The organism is Sphingomonas sp. Leaf28 (assembly GCF_001421685.1).
GTDB classification, from domain to species: domain Bacteria; phylum Pseudomonadota; class Alphaproteobacteria; order Sphingomonadales; family Sphingomonadaceae; genus Sphingomonas; species Sphingomonas aurantiaca.
In genome coordinates, this window is record NZ_LMKX01000007.1 from 293,748 (window position 1) to 317,150 (window position 23,403).

Below are 23,403 nucleotides of genomic sequence, written 5' to 3' on the forward strand. Positions count from 1 at the left end.
ACATGGTTGGAAGTATGTCGTCGGCGCGGCGTGTGCGCGCGCGTGCGTTGCAGACGAGCGCTCTGGTAATGACGCTGACGCTGGCGGCACCCGCTGTTGCTCAATGCGCGCCCGACCCTACCCAGACGAACGGTACGACGATCTGCTCGGGTACCGACGTCAACGGCTTGGTGGTGACGACGTACGGAACCAGCGTCAGCGTCCCGACCGGAGCCACCGTGCTGGGCGGTGGCCAAGCCGGGATTGCCGTGCAGTTGCCATCCACTTCGGGCGGATCCGCGGTGAACGTCTCGGTCGCCGGGCGTGTCGACGGCGTGGCGCAGTCGGGCGTGAGCGTGTTGTGGCAGCCCGCGGCGAACAACCAGGGCTATGCGACCGCCAACCTTCTCCTGACGGTCGCGCAGGGCGGCACGGCAACGGGCGCCAATGCGGTCGTGGTCGGCCAGGCCGGCACCGGCTACGGCAATGCCTATGCGACGATCGACAATGCGGGCACGCTGACCGGCACCGGCGGCATCGCGCTGCTGTCGACGACGCCCAATTATGCCGGCTTTTCGTCGATCACCAACCGCGCGACCGGCACGATCGGCGCGATCAGCGGACCGGTCGGAACGCTCAGCAACGCAGGGATGATCGACGGCGGCTCGCGGAGCGCGGTCGACTGGGGCGTGGGCTATCTGCTGTTCGGCAACGTCACCAATTCGGGCACCATCACGTCGGCGAGCACGACCGCTACGCTGGCCAATCTTGGTTCGTCGCGCGCCGTCGCCAACACCGGCCTCATCGCCAACACTGGCACGGGCACCGCGCTGGCGGGCGACTTCATGATGGTGACGAACGCGATCGGCGGGCGGATCACGAGCGGCGGCGCGACCGCGATCCAGGCCAATACATCGCTGTCGCTGACCAATGCCGGCACCATCACCGGCAATGTCGTCACCGCCGCGCAGCCTGCCTACACCACCAACAGCACCATTGATTCCACTGCGGGGACGATCACGGGGTCGGTCACGTTCGGGGCGGGTAACGATACGCTCGTCGCCGGCTGGAACGGCAACGGGCTGGTTACCGGCATTACCGGCGCGATCAACGGTGGTTCGGGCACAGATACCGTGCGCGTGCGCATCGCGGCCGATACGACGCTCGCCAACGCCGCAGCGCTTCCCACCGCCTTTGAGCAACTCTCGATCGCGCCGGACGCAAACGTCACGGTGACGCTCGTCGACGGGTTTGCCGCGCCCGGACCGCTGGGGATCGCCGGCAGCGGCACCATCGTCAACCGCACGACCCTGACCGGCGCCACGCAGGCGGTGGTCGCGAACGACTTTTTCTCGTCCGGCTATCCGACGTTCATCAATGCGGGGACGATCCGGACGACCGCGGGCACCGGCGGCGTGTTCGCCGCGGCGCTGGGGTTCAACGTCAACCGGTTTGAGAATAGCGGGACGATCGCCGCGACCGGCGACGGCGTGTCGTTCAGTTCTCAGGGCGAATTCGTCAACAGCGGTACCATCACCGCCGCAGGCACGGGCGTATCGCTGTTCGGGCCGAGCTTCGCCAATAGCGGCACGATCCGCTCGACCGGCGGTATCGGCGTCATCCTGTCGGGGTCGTACGGCTCGAACTGGACGAACAGCGGGCTGATCGAGGGGGCGACGGCGGGTGCGCGCGTCAGCAGCACGCTGGTGAACACGGGAACGATCACATCGGCAGAAACCGGCGTGCAGATCAGTTATTACGGTGTGCTCGACAACCGCGCGGGCGGCGTCGTGACCGGCGGCCTTGCGGGGATCGCCGGCACGTCCGATTCGCTTTTCAACGCCACGATTGCCAATGCCGGCACGATCAATGGCAATGTGCGCCTGATCGGAAACTCGGGCAGCAGCTATAGCGGCAACCGCTATTTCGCGTTGGCAGGCGGCGTGCTGAACGGCAGCCTGACGCTCGGCAATGGCGATACGCTGATCTCCGAATTCGCCAATGACGACGCCGGCGCGTTCGCGGGTATCACGGGCACGGTGACGGCGTCGGGAACGCTGCTGCGCTACCGCGTGCGCGCCGACGCGGCGGCGATGCTCGACCGGCCCGCGGGGTTTGCCGGCGTGGGCTATGACCTGTACGACGGTGCGACGCTCACGCTCACGGGTACCGCGACGCAGTCGGCGCCGACCTTCTACGCGGCGCCGCTGTCGCTGGCCGGCAATGGTATCGTCGACGTCGACGGCACGATCACCGCGACAAGCCAGCCTGCGATCCAGGTCACCTCGCTCGCAATTGCACCGGGCGAGACCGTACCGACCATCAGTGGTCTGGCCATCACCAGCCGGGGATCGCTGACCCTCGATCATCCGAACGATGCGACCTATGCCTATGCGGCGGTCACGCTCGGCGGTAGCGACAGCTTCACCAACGCCGGCACGATCACCGTACGCGATCGCGCAACGACGATCTACAGCCCGATCTACGCGATCGCCGGCGGCAATGATGTCGTTAACACCGGTACGATCACACTCGCCGCCGCTGGCGGCGTGAGCGGTGCACGGAGTTTCACGAACTCCGGCGCGATCGTCCAGACCGGTGCGGCGGCGTCCACAGCCGTGATCAGCGGGGTTGCCGCAGTAACGAACACGGGAACGATCGACGCGGCGGGTACTGCCATCCTGCTGAGCTATGGTAATTCGATCGTGAATTCGGGACGGATCGCAAGCTCTGGCGCCGCAGCGATCGCGACGTCGGATTACTACACCGCGTACGGCGCGACGATCACCAATCAGGCTGGTGGCACGATTGCGGGGGCGAACGGCCAGGCAGCGATCCGGATTTCCGGCGGCACGCTATCCAATGCCGGGACGATCACCGGGTCGGTCGATCTGGGCTATTCGACCTATGGTCAAACGTACCTGCCGGCCACCTACATCGCCAACGGCGGCACGCTCGCGGGGGATCTGCGCTTCGGTGCGGGCGATGACGTGTTCGTCGCGGTCGACGATGTGAACGGGGTCAGCGGAACGATCGACGGCGGGGAAGGGACGGACACCTACACCCATGCCCGCACGACCAGCGGCACGGTCACGCTCGGCGCCCTCCTGCCAATCAGCTTCGAGCGGGAAGGCGTGCGTGCGCTCGGCACCGCAACCGTCGCGACGATCGCCGCGGCGACGCCGTTCGCGGCCGATGTCATCGTTTCGGGCGATGGCGCGATCGTTAACACCGCGGTGCTTCTGGGCCAGGTTTCGACCGAGTCACCGAGCTTCGGCCAGACCAGCGGCTCGGGACGCCTTGCATCGTTTACGAACAGCGGCAGCATCGCGCTGGGATTCACCGGCGCGGCGGACAGCTTCGTCAATGCCGGCGCGATAGGCACGGATGCCCTTGGGGGCACGGCCGTGGCCATGTATCAGGACAGCCCGCTAACGTTCGCCAACAGCGGAACCATCGCCAGCAACGGCAGTGCGAACACGATGTATCTGGGCGGCCCGGGCATCAGCTTCGCCAATAGCGGCACGATCACCAATAGTGGGACTGGCCTCGCCGCATCGCTGTTCAGCTATTATGGCGGGACGATCGCTGCGACGAACAGCGGCAACCTCTCGGGTGGCTTCGACGCGTCGTCGTACAGCTATTATGGCCCAGATACCGAGACACCGGCAACCGCATCGGTATCGCTCGCCAACAGTGGCACGATCACGCGGGCCGACGGTACCGCCGTCGAACTCTATGTCTATCCTGGCGCGGCGGCCGCCAGTGTCTCGTTGAACAATTCGGGCATGATCGAAGCGACCGGCGCCGATGGCGTCGGCGCAATTGCTACCGTCGCCGGCTATGCAAACGATGCCGCACAGACCATCAACGTGGTCAATTCGGGAACCATCCGTGCAACCGGCAGCGGCGGCGTCGCGCTGCTTCTCAACGGCGATGCTTCAGTCACGGCGACGGTGGTCAACGCCAGCGCCGGGCTGATCGAAGCCATGGGAGCGAACGCCACAGCCCTGCTATCCTATGATGCGGGCGTCGATCTCACGAACGCGGGCGTCATCCGCGGCAACGCCGGCCGCACGATCGAGGCCGACGATCCCTTCGCGGACTATCTCGGCACGACCTATGTCGCCGGCGCGATCCAGACCGGCGGCAGCGCCGACGACCGGATCGTCAATACCGGCTCGATCATCGGATCGGTCGCGCTGGGCGCCGGCAACGACGCCATCGAGAATCGCGGCCGGATCGAGGGCGACGTTTTCCTCGGGTCCGGCGACGACAGCTTCCTGCAACTGGCGAGCGCGACGCTGATCGGCACCGTCGACGGCGGCACCGGGACCGACGACCTGATCGTCGACGCGACCGGCGGCGGTGCGGTCAATGGCGACCAGTTCATCAACTTCGAACGCTTCAGCCAGATCGGCCAGGGCAGCGTCGCCTATTCGGGCAATTTCCGCTTCGATACGATCGGCGTATCGCTGGGGACTGTCACGGTCGCCGCGGGCGAGACGCTCGCCAGCAACGGACCTGTCACGCTGACGGGGTCGGACTCGGCCGAGACCGTGATCAACAACGGCACCATCGCGGGGTCGGTCCTGCTGCTCGGCGGCAATGACCGCTTCGTCAACGCAGGGCAGGTCGGCGGTGCCGTGTCGCTCGGCGATGGCGATGATGCATTCGTCGAACAGGCCGGCAGCCGTGTCGTCGGCGGCGTCGATGGTGGCGCGGGCAATGATCTCTACACGATCGTCCTTGCCGGCGATCATGCGGGCCTTGGCGCGCGGACCGGGTTCGAGCGGCTTGGCGTCACTGGCTCGGGCACGCTGTCGCTGACGCTCGACCAGGACTTCGATCAGATCGCGCTGGCCGGTACTGGGCTGAACCTTGCCCTCGCCGGCTACACTGTCGGCGCCGTGACCGGATCGGCGGCGACTGAAACGCTGAGCGTCGACGGCGATTTCGCCAGCGTCTCGCTCGATGCCGGCGACGATAGCCTTACGCTGGGCACGACGCGCGCCACGGGCCGCTACGATGGCGGCGCGGGTACCGATACGCTGCGCTTCGGCGCGCTGGCGCCGGTCACGCTCGCGGGTACCGCGACGGGCTTCGAACAGGTCGTGCTCGGAGGCGGTGCGCTGACCGTGACGGGCACGCTCGGCACTGCCGGGGCAGCGCTGGCGTTTGGCGCCGGCGACCAGCGGATCACCGTCGCCAACGGTGGCACGCTTGCCGGCACGATCGATCTCGGCGCGGGCAATGACGGTTTCCGCCTCGCCGCGGCCGGGACTCTCAACGGGACCGTTGCCGGCGGAGCCGGAACCGACACCGCGACGATCGAGCTGGCGGGCAATCGCACGATCGGCGCGGTGCTGACCGGGTTCGAGACGCTCGCCACCGAAGGCGCCGGCACGTTGTCGCTGACCGGCACACAGGCCTATGACCGCGTACTCGCAAGCGGCGACCTGACGATTGCGGCAGGCGCATCGCTGGTCGCACCGCAGGTCGTGTTCGCCGAGGGTAACAACCGCTTCACGATCGCCGGCATCTTCGCAGGGTCGGTGGATGGCGGTGCAGGCAGCGACACGATCGCCGTGTCGGGGGGCAGCCAGACCACGCCGGTCGCGTTCGGCTCGGTCGCCAATGTCGAATCCTTCGCGATGTCGGGCGGCTTTGCGACGGTGTCGGGCACGGCGGCGTTCGGCGCCGTCGATCTGACCGGAGGGCGTCTGGTCGGTCTTGCGGGTTCGACGATCGGCGCGTCGCAGATCTTCGTCCGCCAAGGCGCGACCTTCGGGTCGGCCGGCACGGTCAACGCCAACCTGACGGTCGCGGGCACGCTCAGCCCCGGCGCGTCGCCCGGCACGATGACGGTGAACGGCAATGTCGCGCTCCAGTCGGGGTCGGTCTCGCTGTTCGAGATCACCCCGACGGTGTCGGACAAGCTGCTCGTCAACGGTACGCTGACGATCGCATCGGGTGCGACGCTGCAGCTTGCGCCGAGCGGCACGCTGCGCCCCGGTACATCCTACGACCTGATCATCGCGAGCGGCGGGATCACCGGCAGCTATTCGACGATCGTCAAGCCGGACACGCTGTTCGGGTTCGTCGTCCAGCGCGCCGATCGGATCCAGCTGCTTGGCCAGTTCCTCGGCGATCCGGCCTTCTCGCCGCAGGTCTCGCGCAGCATCGCCTATGCCAATGCGACGCTCGCAGCGGTGCCGGCGACGAGCACGCTGTTCAACGCGCTGCCGTCGTTGCTAACGGCCAATGGCGCATCGAATCCGGTGGCCTTCGCGCAGATCACGCCCGAGGCCTATGCCTCGGCAACGCAGATCGGCGTCGACAACGCGCTTGCCCTGTCGGGTGTCGCGCGGGGTGCGGCATTCGGTACCGCGGGAGACGATACGCACGCCTACACCTTCGCGCAGACGCTGGGCGGTTGGCACCGGCTGGGCGGAGACCCCGCCACGGGCACCGCGATGGCGCAGAGCCGTAGCTACGGCTTCCTGGGCGGCATCGGTGTCGGCAACGCACGCTGGAGCGTCGGCGGGTTTGCAGGCTATCTCAACGATCGCCAGCAGATCGACGCACTTGGCGCGCGGACCAAGCTCGACGGTGTCGTCGCGGGCGTCCATGGCCGCTATCTCACCCCGGGTGGGTTCGGCGTGACCGCATCGGTCCTCTACGATGGTGGCAAGGCCCGGACCGACCGCGCTTTGCCGGGGGTGGCGTCCGCCAACGGGCGCTATGACCTCCACAGCTGGGTCAGCGACGTCTCGGTCAGCTACGAACTCGACATGGCGTCGGACTGGACGCTTCGCCCTCGCGCGGGTGTCACCTATGTCCGCACCACGCGCGACGGCGTGGCGGAAACGGGCGGCAGTCCGTTCGCACTGACCGTCGCGCGCGACCGGCATGTCGCGGGCTTCGCCGATGCCGGCCTGTCGTTTGCACGGCCCGAAGTGTCGACGAACCCCTTCCGGCCGTTCGTGTCGCTCGGCGCGCGGTACCAGATCGAGGGGACTCGGACCGATGCGGTCGCCGGCTATGCTGGCGGCGGCCTGGGCCTCGAGGCGCTCGGTGCGCAGCGGGCCCGGCTGGTCGGCACGGCGGCGGCGGGCATCGCCTATCGCCTGCCGAGCGGACTCGACCTGTTCAGCTCGGTCGGTTCGCAGACCGGCCGTGACGATCACCAGGAGAGCCTGACCGCGGGGTTGCGCCTGCGGTTCTGATGTCGGTGTCCGGGGCAACCGCGGCGGTCTTAGGCCCGCGGTCGCCCCGGACTACTGACTACAGCCGGACAGCCACATCGTGGGTTAACTTGGCGGACCAGTACAGAGTAGGGCAGGGGGATGCGTCCCACCGCGCCCCTCCATGACTAGAAAGCCTGCATGCTCCGCCTGATTCACACCGCCGACTGGCAACTCGGCAAACCCTATGGCCGCTTCGCCAGCGATGTCCGTGCGGCGCTCGGCGAGGCGCGGTTCGACGCGATCGACGCGATCGGCAAGGCCGCGGCCGAGCATGGTGCCGCGCACGTCCTGGTCGCAGGCGACGTGTTCGATACCGAGGGACCGGAGGATCGCGTCATCGTGCAGGCGGTATCGCGGATGCAGCGCTATGCGTGCACCTGGTGGCTGCTCCCCGGCAATCACGACTTCGCGCGCAACAGCGGCCTGTGGGACCGCGTCCGCGCCAAGGGGGCGGCGAACATCCGCGTCGTTACCGAAGCCGTGCCGTGCGAGCTCGAACCCGGCCACTGGCTCCTTCCGGCCCCGTTGACGCACCGGCATAATCTGGACGACCCGACCGCCGTGTTCGACACGATGGAGACGCCGGGCGCGACGCTCCGCATCGGCTTGGCGCATGGGTCGATCCGCGACTTCTCGTCACGCGGCGAAGCGCAGAACCAGATCGCGCCCGATCGCGCCCAGCGCTCCCACCTCGACTATCTGGCGCTCGGCGACTGGCATGGCGCGCTGCGCGTCGATGCCCGAACCTGGTATTCGGGCACGCCCGAAACCGATCGGTTTCAGCGCGACGAGCCGGGCTACGCGCTGCTCGTGACGCTCGAGCCGGGCGTCGAGCCGGTCGTGGCACCGATCCGGACAGGGCGGTTCCAGTGGCTGATGCGCGACTGGACGATCCCGGACGCGGACGGCTTTGCCGCGGCGTGCGACCGGCTGCTCGGACCGATCGAACCATCGGCGACGCTGCTGCAACTGTCGCTTGCCGGGATCGTCAGCCTGTCCGACCGGATCGCGATCCTCGGCAAGCTCGACAATGACCTGCGCCATCGCCTGCGCCATCTCGCGGTTGCGGCGGACGATCTGGTCGGTCGGCCGAGCGAGCAGGATCTCGCCGATCTTCGCGTGGAGGGCATGATCGGCACCGCCGCGGCGAAGCTGATGACGATCATCGAGGCCGGGGGCAGCGACGCCGTCACCGCCAAGCGGGCGCTCGAGCGCCTGTTCGTCGAATGTCAGCGCGGACAGGACGCAGCATGAGCCTCAAGATCCGGCGCGTCGCGCTGAACAACTTCCGCAAGTTCCGCGATCCGTTCGTGCTCGACGGGCTGACCGACGGCTTGAACGTCATTATCGAGCCCAACGAGACGGGTAAGTCGACGCTGCTCGAAGCGATGCGCGCGGCGTTCTTCATCCGTCACAATACCGCCAACCGACTGGCGCGCAGCTATGCCCCACATGGCGAAGCCGTCGCGCCGCAGATCGAGATCGATTTCGAGGCGCGGGGCGAGGACTGGCACGTCAGCAAGCGCTTCCTGAAAAGTGCGTCGGTCGAGGTCCGTGGACCCAATGGTCGCGCGCAGGGCGAAGATGCCGAAGCCCAGCTACAGGCGTTGCTCGGCGCGCGTCGCGACACCAGCCAGGCGGGCGATGCGGCCGCGCACGGCGCGCTCGGCTTGCTCTGGGTCGGCCAGGCCCAGGCGCTCGACGTCACGCCGCCCGGCGAGATCGTCCGCGACAGCGTCCGTGCGACGCTCGAGGCCGAGGTCGGCACGATCATGGGTGGTGCCGCCTATCAGCGTGTCCGGCCCCGGATCGACAGCCAGTTCGCCGACTATTGGACCAACACCGGTCGTCCGAGTGTTCGGCAATCGGCAGCGCGGACCGAGCAGGAGGCGGCGGAGCGGGTTGCGACCGAAGCGGCGGCGCGTCTCGCGGCGCTCGAACAGGGGTTTGCCGATCTGGAGGCGGCGCGAGCCCGGCTGAAGCTGCTGGACCGCGATCTCGCCGATACGACGGATGCGGAGCGGCGAAAGGCGCTGGTCGGCCAGATCGACGTGGCACGCTCCGCAGCGCAGTTGCGCGATACCAGGCGGGCCGAGCAAGGTCGCCTCGCCGATCAGGTCAAGGGGTTGCAGGATCTCACCGTGCGTCTCGCGGACGCCAGGAAGGCGGTCAGCGACACGGCCGCAGCGCTTGCGACCGCGCGGGACACGCGATCCGGCCTCGAACAGGAATTGGCGGGCACGCGGGAGCGGGCTGGTACGGCACGGGATCGGCTCGCGATGGCCCGTGACACGCGTCGCGCGGCGCATGTCGCGCTCGATGCTGCCACCAAGCTGGTTGCCGCCCGAGCGCGCGAGGCCGAGATCGCCCGCGCCCGCCAGCGGCATGCCGAGTTGCTGCCGCTCGAAGCCGAACTCGCCGCAGCGCGTGCGCTTGGTGCGACCGTGATCGCCGCGAGCGTCATCAAAGCGCTGGAAGACCGCGAACGCGCCGTCGACAACGCGCGCGCGGCGGTCGAGGCCGGGGCGACGCGGGTCGAGTTCGCGGGCGACGTCAGCGGCGTCGAGATCGACGGGATCCTGGCCACGCCGGGCGACCGGACGCTCTCGCGCGAGACGCGGATCCGGCTTGGCGCGGCCGAGGTGATCATCCGTCCGCCAGCCGGGCTCCAAAGCGCCGAGACGACGCTCGCCAACGCCCGCGATGATCTTGCCGCGGCGCTGGCGGACCACGGCGTGGCGAGTGTCGCGGACGCCCGCGCGCGCAACGAGGCGGCTCGCGATGCGGTCGCGCATGGTCGCACAATCGAGGCGCGGATCTTCGCGGTCACGCCAGCCGTGCCGTCGCTCGGGATCGCCGCGGGGGCGTCGGCACTGAAATCCTTCGTCGCAGGGTTGTCGGAACGCGCGGAAGCAGAGGCCGGTCAGGAGATGCCCGACCTCGCCGCCTTGACCGTAACGGCGGCGGACACGGATTCCGCGCTCGCGAGGGCGGAAGGAACCGATGAGACAGCGGCGGCACAGTTGCGCGAACTGGAAGCCCGCAATGCGCCGCTGATGGTTCAGGCAGCGGGTGCCGAGCGCGATGCCGTCAACGCGGTAGCGCAGCTCGCGGCGCTGGAAGCCAAGCCCGAGGTCGCGCGGCTGGACGAGGCGCTGTCGGCGGCACGGCAGCGGGAAGCCGAGGCGTTGGTCAGTTTGCAGGATGCCGAACGGGCCGCGACCGCACATGATGTGGCGGCGATCGAACGGCAGATCGGCGTGTTGGACAAACGTACCGACGTCGCGCGGACGCAGCGCATCGATCTCGAAAAGGCGATTGCCGGGCTCGAGGCGCGGATCGAGGCGGAAGGCGGCAAGGGGCTCGCGGACCGCGCGGCCGTCGCGCGCGAAGAAGCGGACGCCGCCGCCGCCAACCTCGCGCGCGTGACGCAGGAGGCGGACACGCTGAAGCTGCTGCGCTATACGCTGGAAAGCGCGCGTGCGGAGACATCTCGGACCTTCGTCGGGCCGGTTGCGCGCCGCGCGCGCCGCTACATCGAGCGTCTCCTGCCCGGTGCCGATCCCAATTTCGGGGATGACTTGGGGCTGACGTCGATCGCACGGGGCGGTCCCGGCGAGAATTGCGTTGACCTTTCCAAGGGCACCCAGGAGCAGCTCGCGGTCCTGACCCGGCTCGCCTTCGCGGACATGCTGCTCGAACAGGGCCTGCCGGTGTCGCTGATCCTCGACGATCCATTGGTCTATTCGGACGATACCCGGCTCGACCAAATGACCGAGATCCTGACCGATGCGGCGACGCGGATGCAGGTGATCCTGCTGACCTGTCGAGATCGCGCGTTCCGGCATCTCGGCAACCGCATCACGCTGACGGGCGCCCTGTAACGGTACAAGGCGGAGGGCCCTCTGACTGCCGGAAAGCGCTTCGCCCAATAGTCCGCAAAGATGACAAAAGCGTTAGATTGATAGTGACTCGCAAAAGCGATTGGCATACATGACACCCGACAACGGGGGTTCAGTATGAGTTTTTCGAGTATTTTGCTGGCGAGTGCAGCGCTGGCCGGAGCGCCGCTTCCGGCGAACGGCGAAGAACCGGGCGCCGTCGGATCGGACGAGGCGCAGAAGTCCGACGAGATCATGGTGATCGGCAAGAGCTATGGTCGCGAGGTCGGCAAGACCGTGACGCCGCTCAAGGACACGCCGAACACCATCACCGTCATCGATCGCGAGCAGATCGAGGCGCAGAACCTGTTCACGCTAGAGGACGCGCTGACCGCGACCAACGGGATCACCGTCAACGGCGTCGGCAGCGAGGATCCGTCGTTCTTCTCGCGCGGGTTCGCGATAACCAACTATCTGATCGACGGCGTACCGACGTTCGCGTTTAACTTCCCGTCCGCCGTCCCGGACCTGTTCTTCTACGACCGGCTCGAGGTATTGCGCGGCCCGGCGGGGCTGTTCAGCGGATCGGGCAACCCGGCGGGCAGCATCAACATGGTGCGAAAGCGACCGCTCGATGCGTTCAGGATGCAGGCGAGCGCCGGATATGGCAGCTATGACAATGCGCGGTTCGAGCTCGACGTTTCGACACCGATCGGCCCGCGCGCGGGTCTGCGCGTCGGCGCGATGGCGCAGGACCAGAACCAGTTTTTCGACACCGCACATCGCAATCGCATCGGCGGGTTCGCGGTCGCATCGCTCGAGATCGGCGCGCGCACCACGCTGACCATCGGCGGCTATTACGATCGTTTCCGTCCGGCGGTGCAGACTGGTCTGCCGGGTATCATCGGCGGCGCGGACGGCAGCGACGGGCGGTTGCTCGACGTAAAGCGATCGACCTATCTCGGCGCCGACTGGAACCGGTTCAACGCCGAGACCTGGACCGGATTTGCCGAACTGGCGCACAAGATCAGCGACCGGTGGACGTTGCGCGCGACCGGGCTGTTCACCGACGTCGATCGCGTCGACATCTATAGCTATATCGGCAACCAGCCGGTCACCGCGACCAACGGCGCAACGAACCACATCGCCTATCGCGGGGATAGCAAGCAGCAGACGCGCGCGTTCGATTTCAACGGCATCGGCAGCTTCCCGCTGTTCGGGCGCGACCAGACACTGATCCTCGGCACCGATTATCAGGCGAGTTCGGGCACGTCCTACGCCACCAGGCTGTCCAACTATGCGCGGATCGACGTGTACAACCCGGTGTCGCCGTTCGAGCCGCCGCTGAACCCCTACGGCGCGTCTCCTTATTATCCCGTACAGGGCAGCGGCGCGACCTGTCCCGCCACTAGCACCGCGATCACGCCCGCCCCCGCCAATTGCGTCCTGCAAGTCTATGGCGGCACCGCGACCGACGTCGAACAATATGGCATTTACGGACAGATGCGGCTCAGCCCGGTCGCCGGCCTGACGCTGATCGGCGGCGGTCGCGTGACATGGTGGGATACCACGACGACGACGCTTTTGACGCCGAGCCGCATCCTTCCGCCGTCAGCGCGCTATGGCGTCGACAACCGCTTCACCCCCTATGCCGGGATCGTCTGGGACGTGACGTCGCGGCTCAATCTCTATGCGAGCTACGCGGACAGCTTCACCCCACAGGCGGCACCCGTCGGACGGGCCCGTCTCGACAGCCAGCCGATCGAGCCGCTGATAGGCGCGCAATATGAGGCGGGGACCAAGCTCTCGCTGATGAACGATCGGCTGCTGCTGTCGGCGGCGGTGTATCAGATCACGCAGACCAACCGCCTGTTCAACGATCCCGACATCCAGACCGTCGTGCTCCAGACCGGCAAGGTCCGCTCCCGCGGGATCGAGGCGGAGGCGAGCGGCGAGATACTCCCCGGGTGGCGGATCAATGGCGGCTACACCTACACGAAGACCAAGTATCTGGAGGACCAAACCGCTGCGTTCGAAGGGTTGCCGCTGGTGCCGATCGTGCCCAGGCACATGATCAAGGCGTTCACCAACTATGCACCGGTCGACGGACCGCTGGCAGGCGCGAGCCTCGGCGGCAGCGTGACGTGGTTCAGCTCGACCTTCGGCGGCAATGCGGCGGTGTTCAACGCCGACGGGACGCCGCGCACGCGCTCCACGATCGTCCGCCAGCCGAGCTATGCGGTGCTCGACCTGCGCGCGGGGTACAGGTTCAGCGAGCGGGCCAGTGTCTCGTTCAATATCGCCAACGTGCTCGACAAAAGCTATTACGCCCGCATCGCCGCCACCGGTCGCGGCAACTTTTACGGCAGCCCGCGCACCGCGTTCGCGTCGCTCCGGTACAGCTTCGAATGACCGCGGGCGACGGGCATGCCCGCGCACGCTGGGCGCGTCGCGGCGACATAGTGCTGCGCGTCGTCGCTGCGGTGCCGCTCGGCTATACGACGGCGAGCCTGTGGGCGATGGCGATCGCGCGGCTGCTGCCCGGCGACCGCGCCGAGGCAAGCGTCACCGCCTCGCTGGTCGCGCTCGCATTGTGCGCGATCGCCGCGATCTGGGCCTTTGCCGCGCGCAGCGGCTGGCGGGCGATCTGGATGCTCGCCTTGGCCGCCGGACTCGCGGCTGCGATCGCATGGATCTCGATCGCCGCGACGGGGCGGGTATGAGCAAGGGCTTCCGCCAGTCGCAGGCATTTCTGCACACCTGGTCCGGGCTGCTGCTCGGCTGGATCCTGTTCCTCGTCTTCGTCGCGGGCACGATCGCGTTCTGGCGCGAGGGGCTCAATCGCTGGATGCGGCCCGAGATCGCGCGCGTCGAACAGCCGATGCGTGTGCTCGCTGGCGCGCAGGCGTATCTCGCCAGGAAAGCGCCCGACGCCAAGAGCTGGATCATCCCGGTGGCGACCGAACGGTCACCCGGCGTGCAGCTGTTCTGGGTGCCGCAGCCAAAGCCGGGCGAAGAGCGAGGACATGGACGCCGTCGAGGACGTCGCGACACGCAGGCACTGATCGGTGCCGACGGGCAGGTCGCGCAGGCGCGCGAGACGCGGGGCGGGGAATTCTTCTACCGGTTCCATTTCGATCTTCACTACATGCCGGTGATCTGGGCGCGCTGGCTGGTCGGGTTCGCGACGATGATGATGTTGGTCGCGATCATCAGCGGGATCGTCACGCACAAGAAGATCTTCAAGGACTTCTTCACGCTGCGCCGCGCCAGGGGCCAGCGATCATGGCTCGATGGCCATAACGCGACCGCAGTGCTGGCGCTGCCGTTCCACCTGATGATCACCTATACGGGGCTGGTCACGTTGATGACGCTGCTGATGCCTTGGGCGGTCGTCGCGAACTATACCGACCAGAAAGCCGTGTTCGCCGCGCTCTTCCCGACCGCCGCAGCCGTCGAGCGGACCGGACGTCCCGCGCCGCTGATCGACGTGCGACGGATAGCGACTGATGCGCAACGCCGGCTCGGCGCGCCCGCCAGCTTTATCGAGGTCAGCGATCCCGGCGACGCCGCCGCACGCGTGACGGTCAGCCAGAGCGCCAATTCGATGCTGTCGTCGCGGACGCCGCAACTGACCTATGACGGCGTTACGGGCCGCCTCGTCTGGCGTTCACCGCCACCGGGCGCCGCTGCCGAGACCGCGGGTGCGATGGTCGGGCTCCACGCCGGACGGTTCGCGGGGAACGGCGGACGCTGGCTATATTTCCTCTGCGGGATCGCGGGCACGCTGATGGTCGCAAGCGGCCTCGTGCTGTGGACCGTCAAGCGTCGCGAACGCCTGCCTGATCCGACCCGACCGCATGTCGGATTCCGCGTGGTCGAGCGGCTCAATGTCGCGGTGATCGGTGGCTTTCCGCTGGGGATCGCATGCTTCTTCTGCGCGAACCGCCTGCTGCCGGTCACGCTGCATGCACGCGCCGATTGGGAGGTGCATATGCTGTTCATCGCCTGGGCCTTGGCTGCCGCGATAGCGTTTGTCGCCAGGCCGGCGCGAGTCTGGCCTTCGCTGTTCGCGGCGACCGGCGTGCTGCTCATTGCATTGCCGGTGTACGACGTCGTCGCGACCGATCGCGGGCTGTTCGCCATGCTGGCGATCGGAGACCTGATGATCGCGGGCATCGACGCGACGATGGCGCTATTCGGCATCGCCTTCCTGCTGCTCGCCCGCCGCGTCGCGCGCCATCGTCCAGCCGCAAGGCGCGTACGCAGCGCCCGCACCGCCCCGGCCGCCATGCTGGAGCCCGCCGAATGAACATCGTTTCACTTCTTCTGACGACCGCCGCGTTCGGGCTGCTGGGGCTCGCCACCGATGCGCATCATCGACGCCGCTTCGGGCACTGCCCCCAAGCGGCGCAGCGCAGGCTGCTGCGCAACGGCGGTTGGCTAGCGCTGGTCGGGAGCGTCGTCCCCGCGATACTTTCGCGCGGATGGATCTTCGGCCCGATCCTGTGGGCGGGCGTGGTCATGGCAGGCGCGGGGATCGCCTTCCTAGCGCTCAACGTCATTCCAGCGCGCGGCGACACCCGGTCTTGAAGCGAGGCGAGCCTAGTATGGGTCCCGGCTCGCAATCTCCGTCTGTCCCTCGAATACCGGCACGCCACCCCGACCGATCCGCGCGCGCTCGAGCCACCAGAGCAGCCCGGCGACCAGCAGCCAGCCGATGAACCACGGCCAGGATGGTCCGCGATTGTCTTCGACCGTCCCCACGCTTGTACGCCCGCCGGATCCCACCAAACGGAGCGTCCCGTCGCGACGATCCACCGCACGAAGGCCTTGCAGCGCGTCGGCCGGATAGACGTAAAAGGGCCGGGCTGCCGGGCCAGACACATGGTGCCAGCCGGCAACATCGGGCCAATAGCCCGCACATCCGGCAGCCCCGGTCGCGGGATCGACGAGCGCGCGACCTCCGCGTCCTCCGGGATCGGTAACGCTGAGGGACCCAGCGCCGCAGATCGCCATGCGCTGGCCTGCAAATGCCGGAGCCTCGATCTGCACAGCCGGACCCGCCTGGCGACGCGCGACGGCGGACACGAGTTCGCTCCATAGCTGGGCATGGACGTCGCCATGCCCGCTGGTGACGAGTGCGAAGCTGTCCTGCAGGCTGACCAGCGCGACCCTGCCGCGTCCGCTGCCCCGCGATGCCGCAAGGACGGTGCCGCGAATGTCGCGAAGGACTGGCATGCCCCCGGCGATGGTCACCGCCTGCCGCGTGAGCTCCGGCACGGTGTCGCGCGCGCCGGCGATCGAGGCGGGGGCGTCGCGCGTCCCCGGACCGCGCCGTGCGGCCAGCGCATCGTCGCTGGGCGCGTCGGCGCGCAACGTCACGGGCGCGACGTCGGCCGTGCCGCGGGCGCTGAGACCAAGGACCTGCCAGCCGCGTGGCACCGGCGCGGTGATCCGCACGACGAGGCCCATGCCGCCCCGTACCGCCGCCGCGAGCGCCTGCCGCCCGCCCGTGCCGAGCCCGTCCCAGGCGCGATCGTCGAGGATCACCGCGTCGACCTTTGCAAGCGCGGCCATGGTGAGGGCGGGCGGCGTATCCGCGAGCGACGCGCCGCCGCCGACGCCGAGGCGGACCTGCGGCGCCACCCCCGCATCGGTCGCCCAGCGGCGAAGATATTTCACTTCGGGGCCCGGTGCCCCGGCAAGGATCACCACGCGAGCGGATGGCGAGGCCGGGACCCAGACCGGCACCGCTGCCTGCTCGACCCGCGCACGCGATCCGTCGCGCAGACGCAAGGTGAACAGCGTCGTTCCCGCGGCGCGGACGGTGCCGGACAGCGCAATCTCGCCGGTCGACCCGATCGGTTGCGTATCGACGATCCGCGACGCGGGGTCGAGCAACTCCGCCGATCCGTCCGCGAGATCTCCGGCGCGCGCCGTCACCGCGAACCGCGCGCCCGCAGCGATCGGTCCAGGCGGTTGCAGCGCGATCAGGCCGCTCGGCGCGCGTGCCGGTTCGAAGCGCACCGCCAGTCCCGCGTTCGCCTCCTGATCGCGTGGCTCGAGACCCGAACCGACGATCCGCAACGCGCCGGCATCGGGATACCGCCGGACCGCCGTGCCGAGATCGGGCAGGTGCTCGGCGCCGACCACGCCCGACGCTTCGGGTAGAGCGATCAGCCGCTCGCCCGCTCCCGTCGTGACGAAACGGGGTGCCCCGGCCGTCGCGATGACAAGCGTGCCCGTCGCCTTTCCGGCGCTCGCGGGCGGGAACAGCGTAGAGAAGAGCAACAGGCCGGCGATCGGTTGCAACGCCAGCAACGCGGCCAGTCGCCAGCCCCGTGTGCGCGACGAGGCCGGGGCACGCCGCTGCCATAATAAGAGTCGCACCCAGCCGAGCACGACTGAAAACGCCAGGATTGCGGCAACGCTTTGCGCGACGGTCATGGCAGTGCGTCCAGATACCTGCGACCGACCGCGTCCCCCGCCGGGCGTCGGGTCAGCCCCGGTGTCGGCCGTGGCAGCGCGCTCCAGAGCGTACCGCGCAGCTTCGCACGGCAGGCAGCGCATGTCGGATCGCGGCGCACCGTATCGATCGCTGCGGACAGCGCGAGCGGATCGGGCACGCGCGCCTCGTTCGCGCGGAGCCAGCGTGCCAGTGCGTCCAGCCCAGCCGCGTCGCTGCGTGTCTCCAGCGCAGCCCAGATCGCCGACGGCGTCGCATCGACCGGGTTTGCAACCGTCGCGCCGAGCGTGCGCGCGGCCATATCAGAACGGTCACCCGTCAGCCTACGTGCGAGATCGACCGGAGGCAGTTGCGATCCGGTACGCGCCAGGAAGATGCGCGTCGCTTGCTGGACCTGTTTGATGAAGCGCAGCGCCTTGTACGCGAACGGCAGCGCGCGCCTGGGATCGCCCAAGCGGAACGCGGTCTCGGACTGGCGCATATTGTCGAGCGCCTGTCGCAACGTCGCGCGCGTGCCGGGATCGAGCAACGTCGCGGCTTCGGATTCGTCGTGCGTATGGCCGTACGTCTCGACGATCGCGCTCTCCTGCCCGAATTGCGGCGGCGCGGTGGGAGGTTCGCCCGCACGCTCGTCTGCCGGCGGCGCGGTGCCTTCCTCCACGTCGCTGGTCGGCATCGCGTTGGTCGCGCCACCGCCGACTTCCTCCCCCATGAACTGGCCATAGCGCATGCGCAAAAGCCGCTGGTCGTCGGCGATCGAGATCGAGCGCGCGAGAAAGCGGTCGGGCGCGGGGCGGGGCCGCTCGGCAAGCAACGCTTCGGCGTCGATGATGACCTGGCGCTGGCTACTGAAATAGGCCGGCATCGTGCGGCGTGTCATCGCCTCCAGTCCGCTCTCGGCACCGCTTGAGGGCGGACGGCGAAGGATGACGCCCGGGCCGATCACGCGGTGCGGCGCCGGCGTGCGCGCGTCGGCGACGGTGAGCTGCGCGACGAGGTCACCGGGCTCGGTAAAACCGGTTCCCGCGAGCGCGATGGTCGTCGCGAAGATGCGGCGGCGAGAATTACCGGTGCCACGGACCGCCATGGCCCGCTCGCTGAAGCGGACATTCTCGCCTTCGCCCTGCGCGACGACAAGGCGCAGCGATGCCACGGCCTGCACGCCGTAATCGTCGGTCGCCTCGAACGACAGCGACCAGCTGCGCTGGCCGGGGGACATCTGGATCAGCGTCGCGCTGGGCGAGACGAGGCGGATGCGCGGGGGCTGGTCGACGACCACGTCGATACGGTGGAGCGGCGGCGCGGGTTGGCCGCTTGCCGCGACGACGCGGTAGAGGAGCGATCGGTCTGCGGTCCGCGTTGCCGTCCAGGTCGCGCCGGACCTGGCAAGCGCGGTGCGGCTTGCGTCGAGGACGGCGATCGCGGCGGCGGCAGGATCCGGCGTGAAGGCGAGCGTCCATTCGAGCCGCGAGCCCGCTGGAACACGTGCGTCGAGAGTGCCGAGCGCGCGCGAGGGCAGGCCGGTATAAGCGGGCGGGACGACCGTCAGCCGCTGCGCCGTCAGCGTGGGGATACCCGGCCGCGCGACGCCCTCATGCGCCGGTGACAGCAGTCCACCGGACCCGGCTTGGTCGGGCCGGAGCGCGATCGCGGCAAGGGAGGCGGCTGCGACCAGCCACAGCGCGACCGTCGTTCGGTGCGATCGCGCGTGATACAGCTCGGGCACCGGTTCGGCGGCCAGTCGCGCCTCGACCCGGGCACGTTGCAAGCGTTGCAGCGGAGTCAGCGTTGCCGGATCGGCAAAGAGGAGGTCGCTACTGTCCTCCGCGTCGCTTCGCGCGGCATCGATCGCCGCGATCAACCAGCGGCGGTCGTAACGGCGCGCGCGGTTGCGTGCGATCAGCACGGTCGCAATGGCGCCGAGCAATGCCAATACTACGCCAGTTGCCGGGTTCGCCAGGCGCCAGCCCAATGCCGCAACGACGATCACGATCGGCGTCGCCAGCAGCACGTCGTCGCGCATCGATCGCGTTCGCGCGTGCCTCGCCCAATCGGCGATCGGCGTTTCCACGCTCATGGCGCGATCGCCCGTTTGGCGCGCGTCGCGAGCGAGCGCTCGACCAGCCAGGCCACCGCGATGGCAAGCGCGAACCAAGGCCGAAGATCGCGCGACTGGCTTGCCGGGGGCAGGCCGCCGGGGAGCGGTCGGTACACACTCGCCTCTACCCGCATTGGCGGTGGCGCCGGTGCGAGAAGCTCTGCTAGAGCCTTCGGGAACGCAGGCTCCACCAGCGCCGGCATCGCCATCGGGTCGAACGGTTGCAGCAGCCGCGCAACGCGCCCCTTGCCCTGCGCGCGCGTTTCGACGAGCGGCCGGCCGGTCTCGTCATGCCATGTCGGGACGGTGGCGCCAGCCTCGACCACCGTATCGCTGGCCACGAGCGCCGTGCCGCCCTGTTCGATCCAGCGAGTGACGGCGGCGGGCAGGGGACCACCCGCCAACCAGATCAATGCCGTCGTCGTCTTCGGTACAGCGTGTGCGGGATCACCGCTATCGATCGGGAGCTCAAGCGCGGCGGCTGCAGCCCGAATATAGCGTGCGCCGGTCGCATGGGCGGTGTCGGTGCGAAGCGCGAGGCGGAGCGGCGACGGGGTGGTCTTGCTTGTCGCCACGGCGCCGGGAATGATATGCCAGCGCACGCGGTGCGACACGCGCGGGCGTTCGGCATCCGCGCCGTCGAGCGTGGCGGGGACGATGAATGTCAGTGGCGCCGTTGCAGCGGTCTGCGTGTCGAGCTGGCGGATCAGGCTGCCGATCGGCACCGCGCCCGGCGGGGCGGGCGTTTCGATCGGGGGGAAGCCGGGGGSGAGCCATATCGCGCGAGCCTTTGCATCCCGGGCCACGGTTGCGGGGTCGATACCCGGGGCGAAGGCGATCACGGGCGTCGCATCCTGCGTGTTCAGCAGCGCAGGTCCGGCCAGGAAGACCGCCAACAGCGCGAGCAACATGATCCGGGTCGCCAGCAACAGGAGTTCGTCGAATTTGGGCCGATGGCGCGGGCGCGGTTTCTGACGAAGCCAGCGTAGCGCGGCGAAGTCGGTCGGGCGCTGCTCGGTCCGCCGCGCGAGGTGGAGGACGAGGAGGACGAGGATCGCACCGAGCGCAGCCAGGCCGAGCGGCAGCAGCAGCGTCGGCGTCATTCGCCGCCAGCCCGGTTGCCGGCGCGGCCGAACAGTCGCTGCAACGGCGTGTCGAGTGGTTGATCGAGGACGAGTTCGGCGTGGCGGACGCCCGCGGCATCGAGCGCCGCGTGGAGGCTCGCCTGCGCTATGCCGAACCGCCCAAGATATTCGGCGCGCAGCGCGGCACCGTCGCCGAGCAGCTCCTCGCCGGTCTCGGGTTCGCGAAAGCGGTAGCCGCCGTCATAGTCGAAATCGCGTTCGCCGATCGTCAGGATCTGTATCCCGAGCACTTCGCGCCCCGCCGCCGACAGCCGACGCGCGAGCTCGAGGCAGGCGGGGTCGAACCAGTCCGACACGATGACGATCAGGTCGCGCTGGCCGATGCGTTCCCACAGCGGCGCCAAGGCGGTCTCCTCGGGGAAACCGCCCGCCGCCGTCAGGCCGTGGAGGTCGAGGTGGAGGCGGTCGCGGTGCCGCGTGCCACTCGCCGGACGGGTGAGGGCGAGATCCGTGTCGCGCAACGCGGCGAACGCGAACCGGTCGCCTTGCGCCAACGCCAGTTCGGCCAGTGCTGCGACCAGGCCCTTGCCAGCATCCAGCCGCGAAAAACCGGCGCGGCGCGCGTCTACCTGCGCCATCGACGCGCTCGCATCGAGCAGGATCCAGAGCGCGACGGGGCTTTCCCGCTCGGCCTCGCGGACGAAGAAACGATCCGAGCGCGCGTAGAGCTTCCAGTCGATCTGGCGCGGCTCGTCGCCAAACTCGTACGGACGATATTGCGCGAATTCGAGCCCCGTGCCGCGGCTGTGGCTCGCATGCAACCCGATGCCGCGATCCCCCACCGCACGGCGGGCGACTAGGGACAGTCCCTTCAACCTGTGCCGGACGTCAGCCGGTATCAGTGTATCAGGCACCCGGTCCTCTCACCGCGCCGACGAGCCGGGCGACGACCTGGTCCGGGCTGACGCCCTCCGCCTCCGCGGCGAACGACAGGATCAGGCGGTGGCGCAACACCGGCGCGGCCAGCGCGAGGATGTCGTCGCGGGTCGCGGCAAGCCGCCCCTGGAGCAGCGCGCGCGCCTTGGCGGCGAGCACCAGCGATTGCCCGGCGCGGGGCCCCGCACCCCAGCGGACGTAGGTGCGGATCGCGTCGGGCATCCCGTCGCCGGGCCGGCTCGCGCGGACGATCCGCGTGATCCAGTCGAGCAGGTCTTCGCCGAGATGCACGTCGCGCACCCAGCGGCGCAATACCAGCACATCGTCCGCGCCGAGCACGCGCGGCACCGTCGCGGTGCGGCTGCCGGTGGTCTGCGCGATGATCGCGCGCTCCTCCGCCTCGCTCGGATAATCGACGCGGACATGGAGCAGGAAGCGGTCGAGCTGCGCCTCGGGCAGCGGATAGGTGCCCGCCTGCTCGATCGGGTTCTGCGTCGCCAGCACGAAGAACGGGTCGGGCAGCGCATAGGTGGTGCCGCCATAGCTGACAGTGCGCTCCTGCATCGCCTCGAGCAGCGCGGCCTGCGTCTTGGGCGGCGTGCGGTTGAGTTCGTCCGCCAGCAACAAATTGGTGAAGATCGGGCCCTGCTGGAAGCGGAAATGGCGCTTGCCGGTGCCGTGATCCTCTTCGAGCAATTCGGTGCCGAGAATGTCGCTCGGCATCAGATCGGGCGTGAACTGGACACGGCGGAAATCGAGCGCCAGCGCCGCGCCGAGCGACCGCACCAGCAGCGTCTTGCCGAGTCCGGGAACGCCCTCCATCAGGCAATGGCCGCCGGCGATCAGCGCGATCAGCAATTGCTCGACCACCGCCTCCTGCCCGACGATCGCCCGGCCGATCGCGGCGCGAAGTTCGCCGAGCTTGGCCAGTTGCGCGGCGATCTCGGTCTCGGTGACGTCGGTTTTGGTCATGTCGGTCCTAAGCATACTCGGGCGGGTCTGGTCAGACGGTCAGCGCGTACATGACGATGTTGACGCCGAACTTGGTATTGTCCTGCGCGAGAAAGCGCTTGTTGCGCCAGTCATAGTCCCACTCGCACCCGTAATCTTTGTTGCTGTACAACAGCCCCAGCCGACCATCGATCGTGACACCCTTGAGATAGTCATGGACGAGGTCGTCGCCCCAGCCATTCAGCTCGAACGTCGTCGCTGGCGGCCCCGTAAATTTGAAGAAGCTCGTGTAAATCGGATGCTTGGGCGGCAACTTCTGCAGGGCGCGGGGACCGAATATCTTGGTCATCTGGCGTTCGAAGGACTGCGCGAACAGGCCGTCAATGTCGTGGTTGCAATCGTCGACCAGCACGAACCCGCCGCTTCGCACATAGCGTTCGAAGTTGCGCCGTTCGTCGGCTGAAAACTCGACCAGCTTGTGCCCGGCCATGTAGCAGAAGGGCGCGGTCAGCATCTTCGGATCGGCGAGCGCGACGACACGCTCCTTCGGGTCGACGCGCAAATTGGTATAATCGATCAGCGACGTGATGATGTTCGACGGCATCCGCTGGTCGACGTCCCAGTCGCCGGATTGATAGCGCAGCCGCGTGAACCAGAAGTCATACGCCCCCGCGGCGGTGGCCGCACGCGGGAGTAGCGAAGCGGCGAGTCCCGCGCCCATCAGCTTGAGGAAGTCGTGGCGCGTCATCATTCC

The 23,403-nt window shown here is 68.5% G+C and carries 13 protein-coding genes; 7 read left to right on the forward strand and 6 right to left on the reverse strand.

Annotated features, from left to right (window positions below; translation table 11 throughout):
- The first annotated feature begins 2 nt into the window (after nt 1–2).
- The 7 genes from ASE79_RS07875 to ASE79_RS07905 all read left to right on the forward strand — a co-directional run bounded on the left by ASE79_RS07875 (nt 3) and on the right by ASE79_RS07905 (nt 15,703).
- Nucleotides 3–7,208, forward strand: a complete 7,206-nt coding sequence (locus ASE79_RS07875; RefSeq protein WP_056414380.1) for an autotransporter outer membrane beta-barrel domain-containing protein — start codon at nt 3–5, stop codon at nt 7,206–7,208.
- Nucleotides 7,209–7,367: 159 nt separating this feature from the next.
- Nucleotides 7,368–8,483 carry a metallophosphoesterase family protein gene (locus tag ASE79_RS07880; RefSeq protein ID WP_056414384.1) on the forward strand — a complete coding sequence of 372 codons (1,116 nt, stop codon included), beginning with the start codon at nt 7,368–7,370 and terminating at the stop codon, nt 8,481–8,483.
- Nucleotides 8,480–11,113, forward strand: coding sequence for an AAA family ATPase (locus ASE79_RS07885; protein ID WP_056414387.1), 2,634 nt, complete (start codon nt 8,480–8,482; stop codon nt 11,111–11,113). The genes ASE79_RS07880 and ASE79_RS07885 overlap by 4 nt, the downstream gene beginning before the upstream one ends.
- Before the next feature lie 135 nt (nt 11,114–11,248).
- A complete protein-coding gene (locus tag ASE79_RS07890; protein WP_056414391.1) occupies nt 11,249–13,522 on the forward strand; it encodes a TonB-dependent siderophore receptor in 2,274 nt (757 codons plus the stop codon).
- Entirely contained in the window at nt 13,519–13,833 is a 315-nt protein-coding gene (locus tag ASE79_RS07895; protein ID WP_056414394.1) for a hypothetical protein, read from the forward strand. The genes ASE79_RS07890 and ASE79_RS07895 overlap by 4 nt, the downstream gene beginning before the upstream one ends.
- On the forward strand, nt 13,800–15,422 hold the full coding sequence (locus ASE79_RS07900; RefSeq protein ID WP_321163328.1) for a PepSY-associated TM helix domain-containing protein: 1,623 nt from the start codon (nt 13,800–13,802) through the stop codon (nt 15,420–15,422). The genes ASE79_RS07895 and ASE79_RS07900 overlap by 34 nt, the downstream gene beginning before the upstream one ends.
- Nucleotides 15,419–15,703: a DUF3325 domain-containing protein gene (locus ASE79_RS07905; protein ID WP_056414397.1), complete on the forward strand. Its 285-nt coding sequence runs from the start codon at nt 15,419–15,421 to the stop codon at nt 15,701–15,703. The genes ASE79_RS07900 and ASE79_RS07905 overlap by 4 nt, the downstream gene beginning before the upstream one ends.
- 12 nt (nt 15,704–15,715) lie before the next feature.
- Here ASE79_RS07905 and ASE79_RS07910 read toward each other — a convergent pair whose 3' ends face one another.
- From ASE79_RS07910 to ASE79_RS07935, 6 genes are read right to left on the reverse strand one after another with little or no spacing between them, the layout of a single operon-like run.
- Nucleotides 15,716–17,560 carry a hypothetical protein gene (locus tag ASE79_RS07910; RefSeq protein ID WP_056414400.1) on the reverse strand — a complete coding sequence of 615 codons (1,845 nt, stop codon included), beginning with the start codon at nt 17,558–17,560 and terminating at the stop codon, nt 15,716–15,718.
- Nucleotides 17,557–19,602, reverse strand: a complete 2,046-nt coding sequence (locus tag ASE79_RS07915; protein ID WP_162237017.1) for a DUF4175 domain-containing protein — start codon at nt 19,600–19,602, stop codon at nt 17,557–17,559. Before ASE79_RS07915 ends, ASE79_RS07910 begins: the two co-directional genes overlap by 4 nt.
- Nucleotides 19,603–19,652: 50 nt before the next feature.
- On the reverse strand, nt 19,653–20,780 hold the full coding sequence (locus ASE79_RS07920) for a BatA domain-containing protein (RefSeq protein WP_056414407.1): 1,128 nt from the start codon (nt 20,778–20,780) through the stop codon (nt 19,653–19,655).
- The gene (locus ASE79_RS07925) at nt 20,777–21,676 is read right to left on the reverse strand and encodes a DUF58 domain-containing protein (RefSeq protein WP_156359600.1); all 900 of its coding nucleotides are present in this window, start codon (nt 21,674–21,676) and stop codon (nt 20,777–20,779) included. The genes ASE79_RS07920 and ASE79_RS07925 overlap by 4 nt, the downstream gene beginning before the upstream one ends.
- Nucleotides 21,669–22,670: an AAA family ATPase gene (locus ASE79_RS07930; protein ID WP_056414410.1), complete on the reverse strand. Its 1,002-nt coding sequence runs from the start codon at nt 22,668–22,670 to the stop codon at nt 21,669–21,671. Before ASE79_RS07930 ends, ASE79_RS07925 begins: the two co-directional genes overlap by 8 nt.
- Before the next feature lie 31 nt (nt 22,671–22,701).
- On the reverse strand, nt 22,702–23,397 hold the full coding sequence (locus ASE79_RS07935) for a DUF4159 domain-containing protein (protein ID WP_056415725.1): 696 nt from the start codon (nt 23,395–23,397) through the stop codon (nt 22,702–22,704).
- Nucleotides 23,398–23,403 lie beyond the last annotated feature (6 nt).

What these genes read in the sequence shown, in the direction of transcription:
- ASE79_RS07875 (WP_056414380.1), top strand. Translation starts at nt 3, where the DNA reads ATGGTTGGAAGTATGTCGTCGGCGCGGCGTGTGCGCGCGCGTGCGTTG.
- ASE79_RS07880 (WP_056414384.1), top strand. Translation starts at nt 7,368, where the DNA reads ATGCTCCGCCTGATTCACACCGCCGACTGGCAACTCGGCAAACCCTAT.
- ASE79_RS07885 (WP_056414387.1), top strand. Translation starts at nt 8,480, where the DNA reads ATGAGCCTCAAGATCCGGCGCGTCGCGCTGAACAACTTCCGCAAGTTC.
- ASE79_RS07890 (WP_056414391.1), top strand. Translation starts at nt 11,249, where the DNA reads ATGAGTTTTTCGAGTATTTTGCTGGCGAGTGCAGCGCTGGCCGGAGCG.
- ASE79_RS07895 (WP_056414394.1), top strand. Translation starts at nt 13,519, where the DNA reads ATGACCGCGGGCGACGGGCATGCCCGCGCACGCTGGGCGCGTCGCGGC.
- ASE79_RS07900 (WP_321163328.1), top strand. Translation starts at nt 13,800, where the DNA reads ATGGATCTCGATCGCCGCGACGGGGCGGGTATGAGCAAGGGCTTCCGC.
- ASE79_RS07905 (WP_056414397.1), top strand. Translation starts at nt 15,419, where the DNA reads ATGAACATCGTTTCACTTCTTCTGACGACCGCCGCGTTCGGGCTGCTG.
- ASE79_RS07910 (WP_056414400.1), bottom strand. Translation starts at nt 17,560, where the DNA reads ATGACCGTCGCGCAAAGCGTTGCCGCAATCCTGGCGTTTTCAGTCGTG.
- ASE79_RS07915 (WP_162237017.1), bottom strand. Translation starts at nt 19,602, where the DNA reads ATGCGCGACGACGTGCTGCTGGCGACGCCGATCGTGATCGTCGTTGCG.
- ASE79_RS07930 (WP_056414410.1), bottom strand. Translation starts at nt 22,670, where the DNA reads ATGACCAAAACCGACGTCACCGAGACCGAGATCGCCGCGCAACTGGCC.
- ASE79_RS07935 (WP_056415725.1), bottom strand. Translation starts at nt 23,397, where the DNA reads ATGACGCGCCACGACTTCCTCAAGCTGATGGGCGCGGGACTCGCCGCT.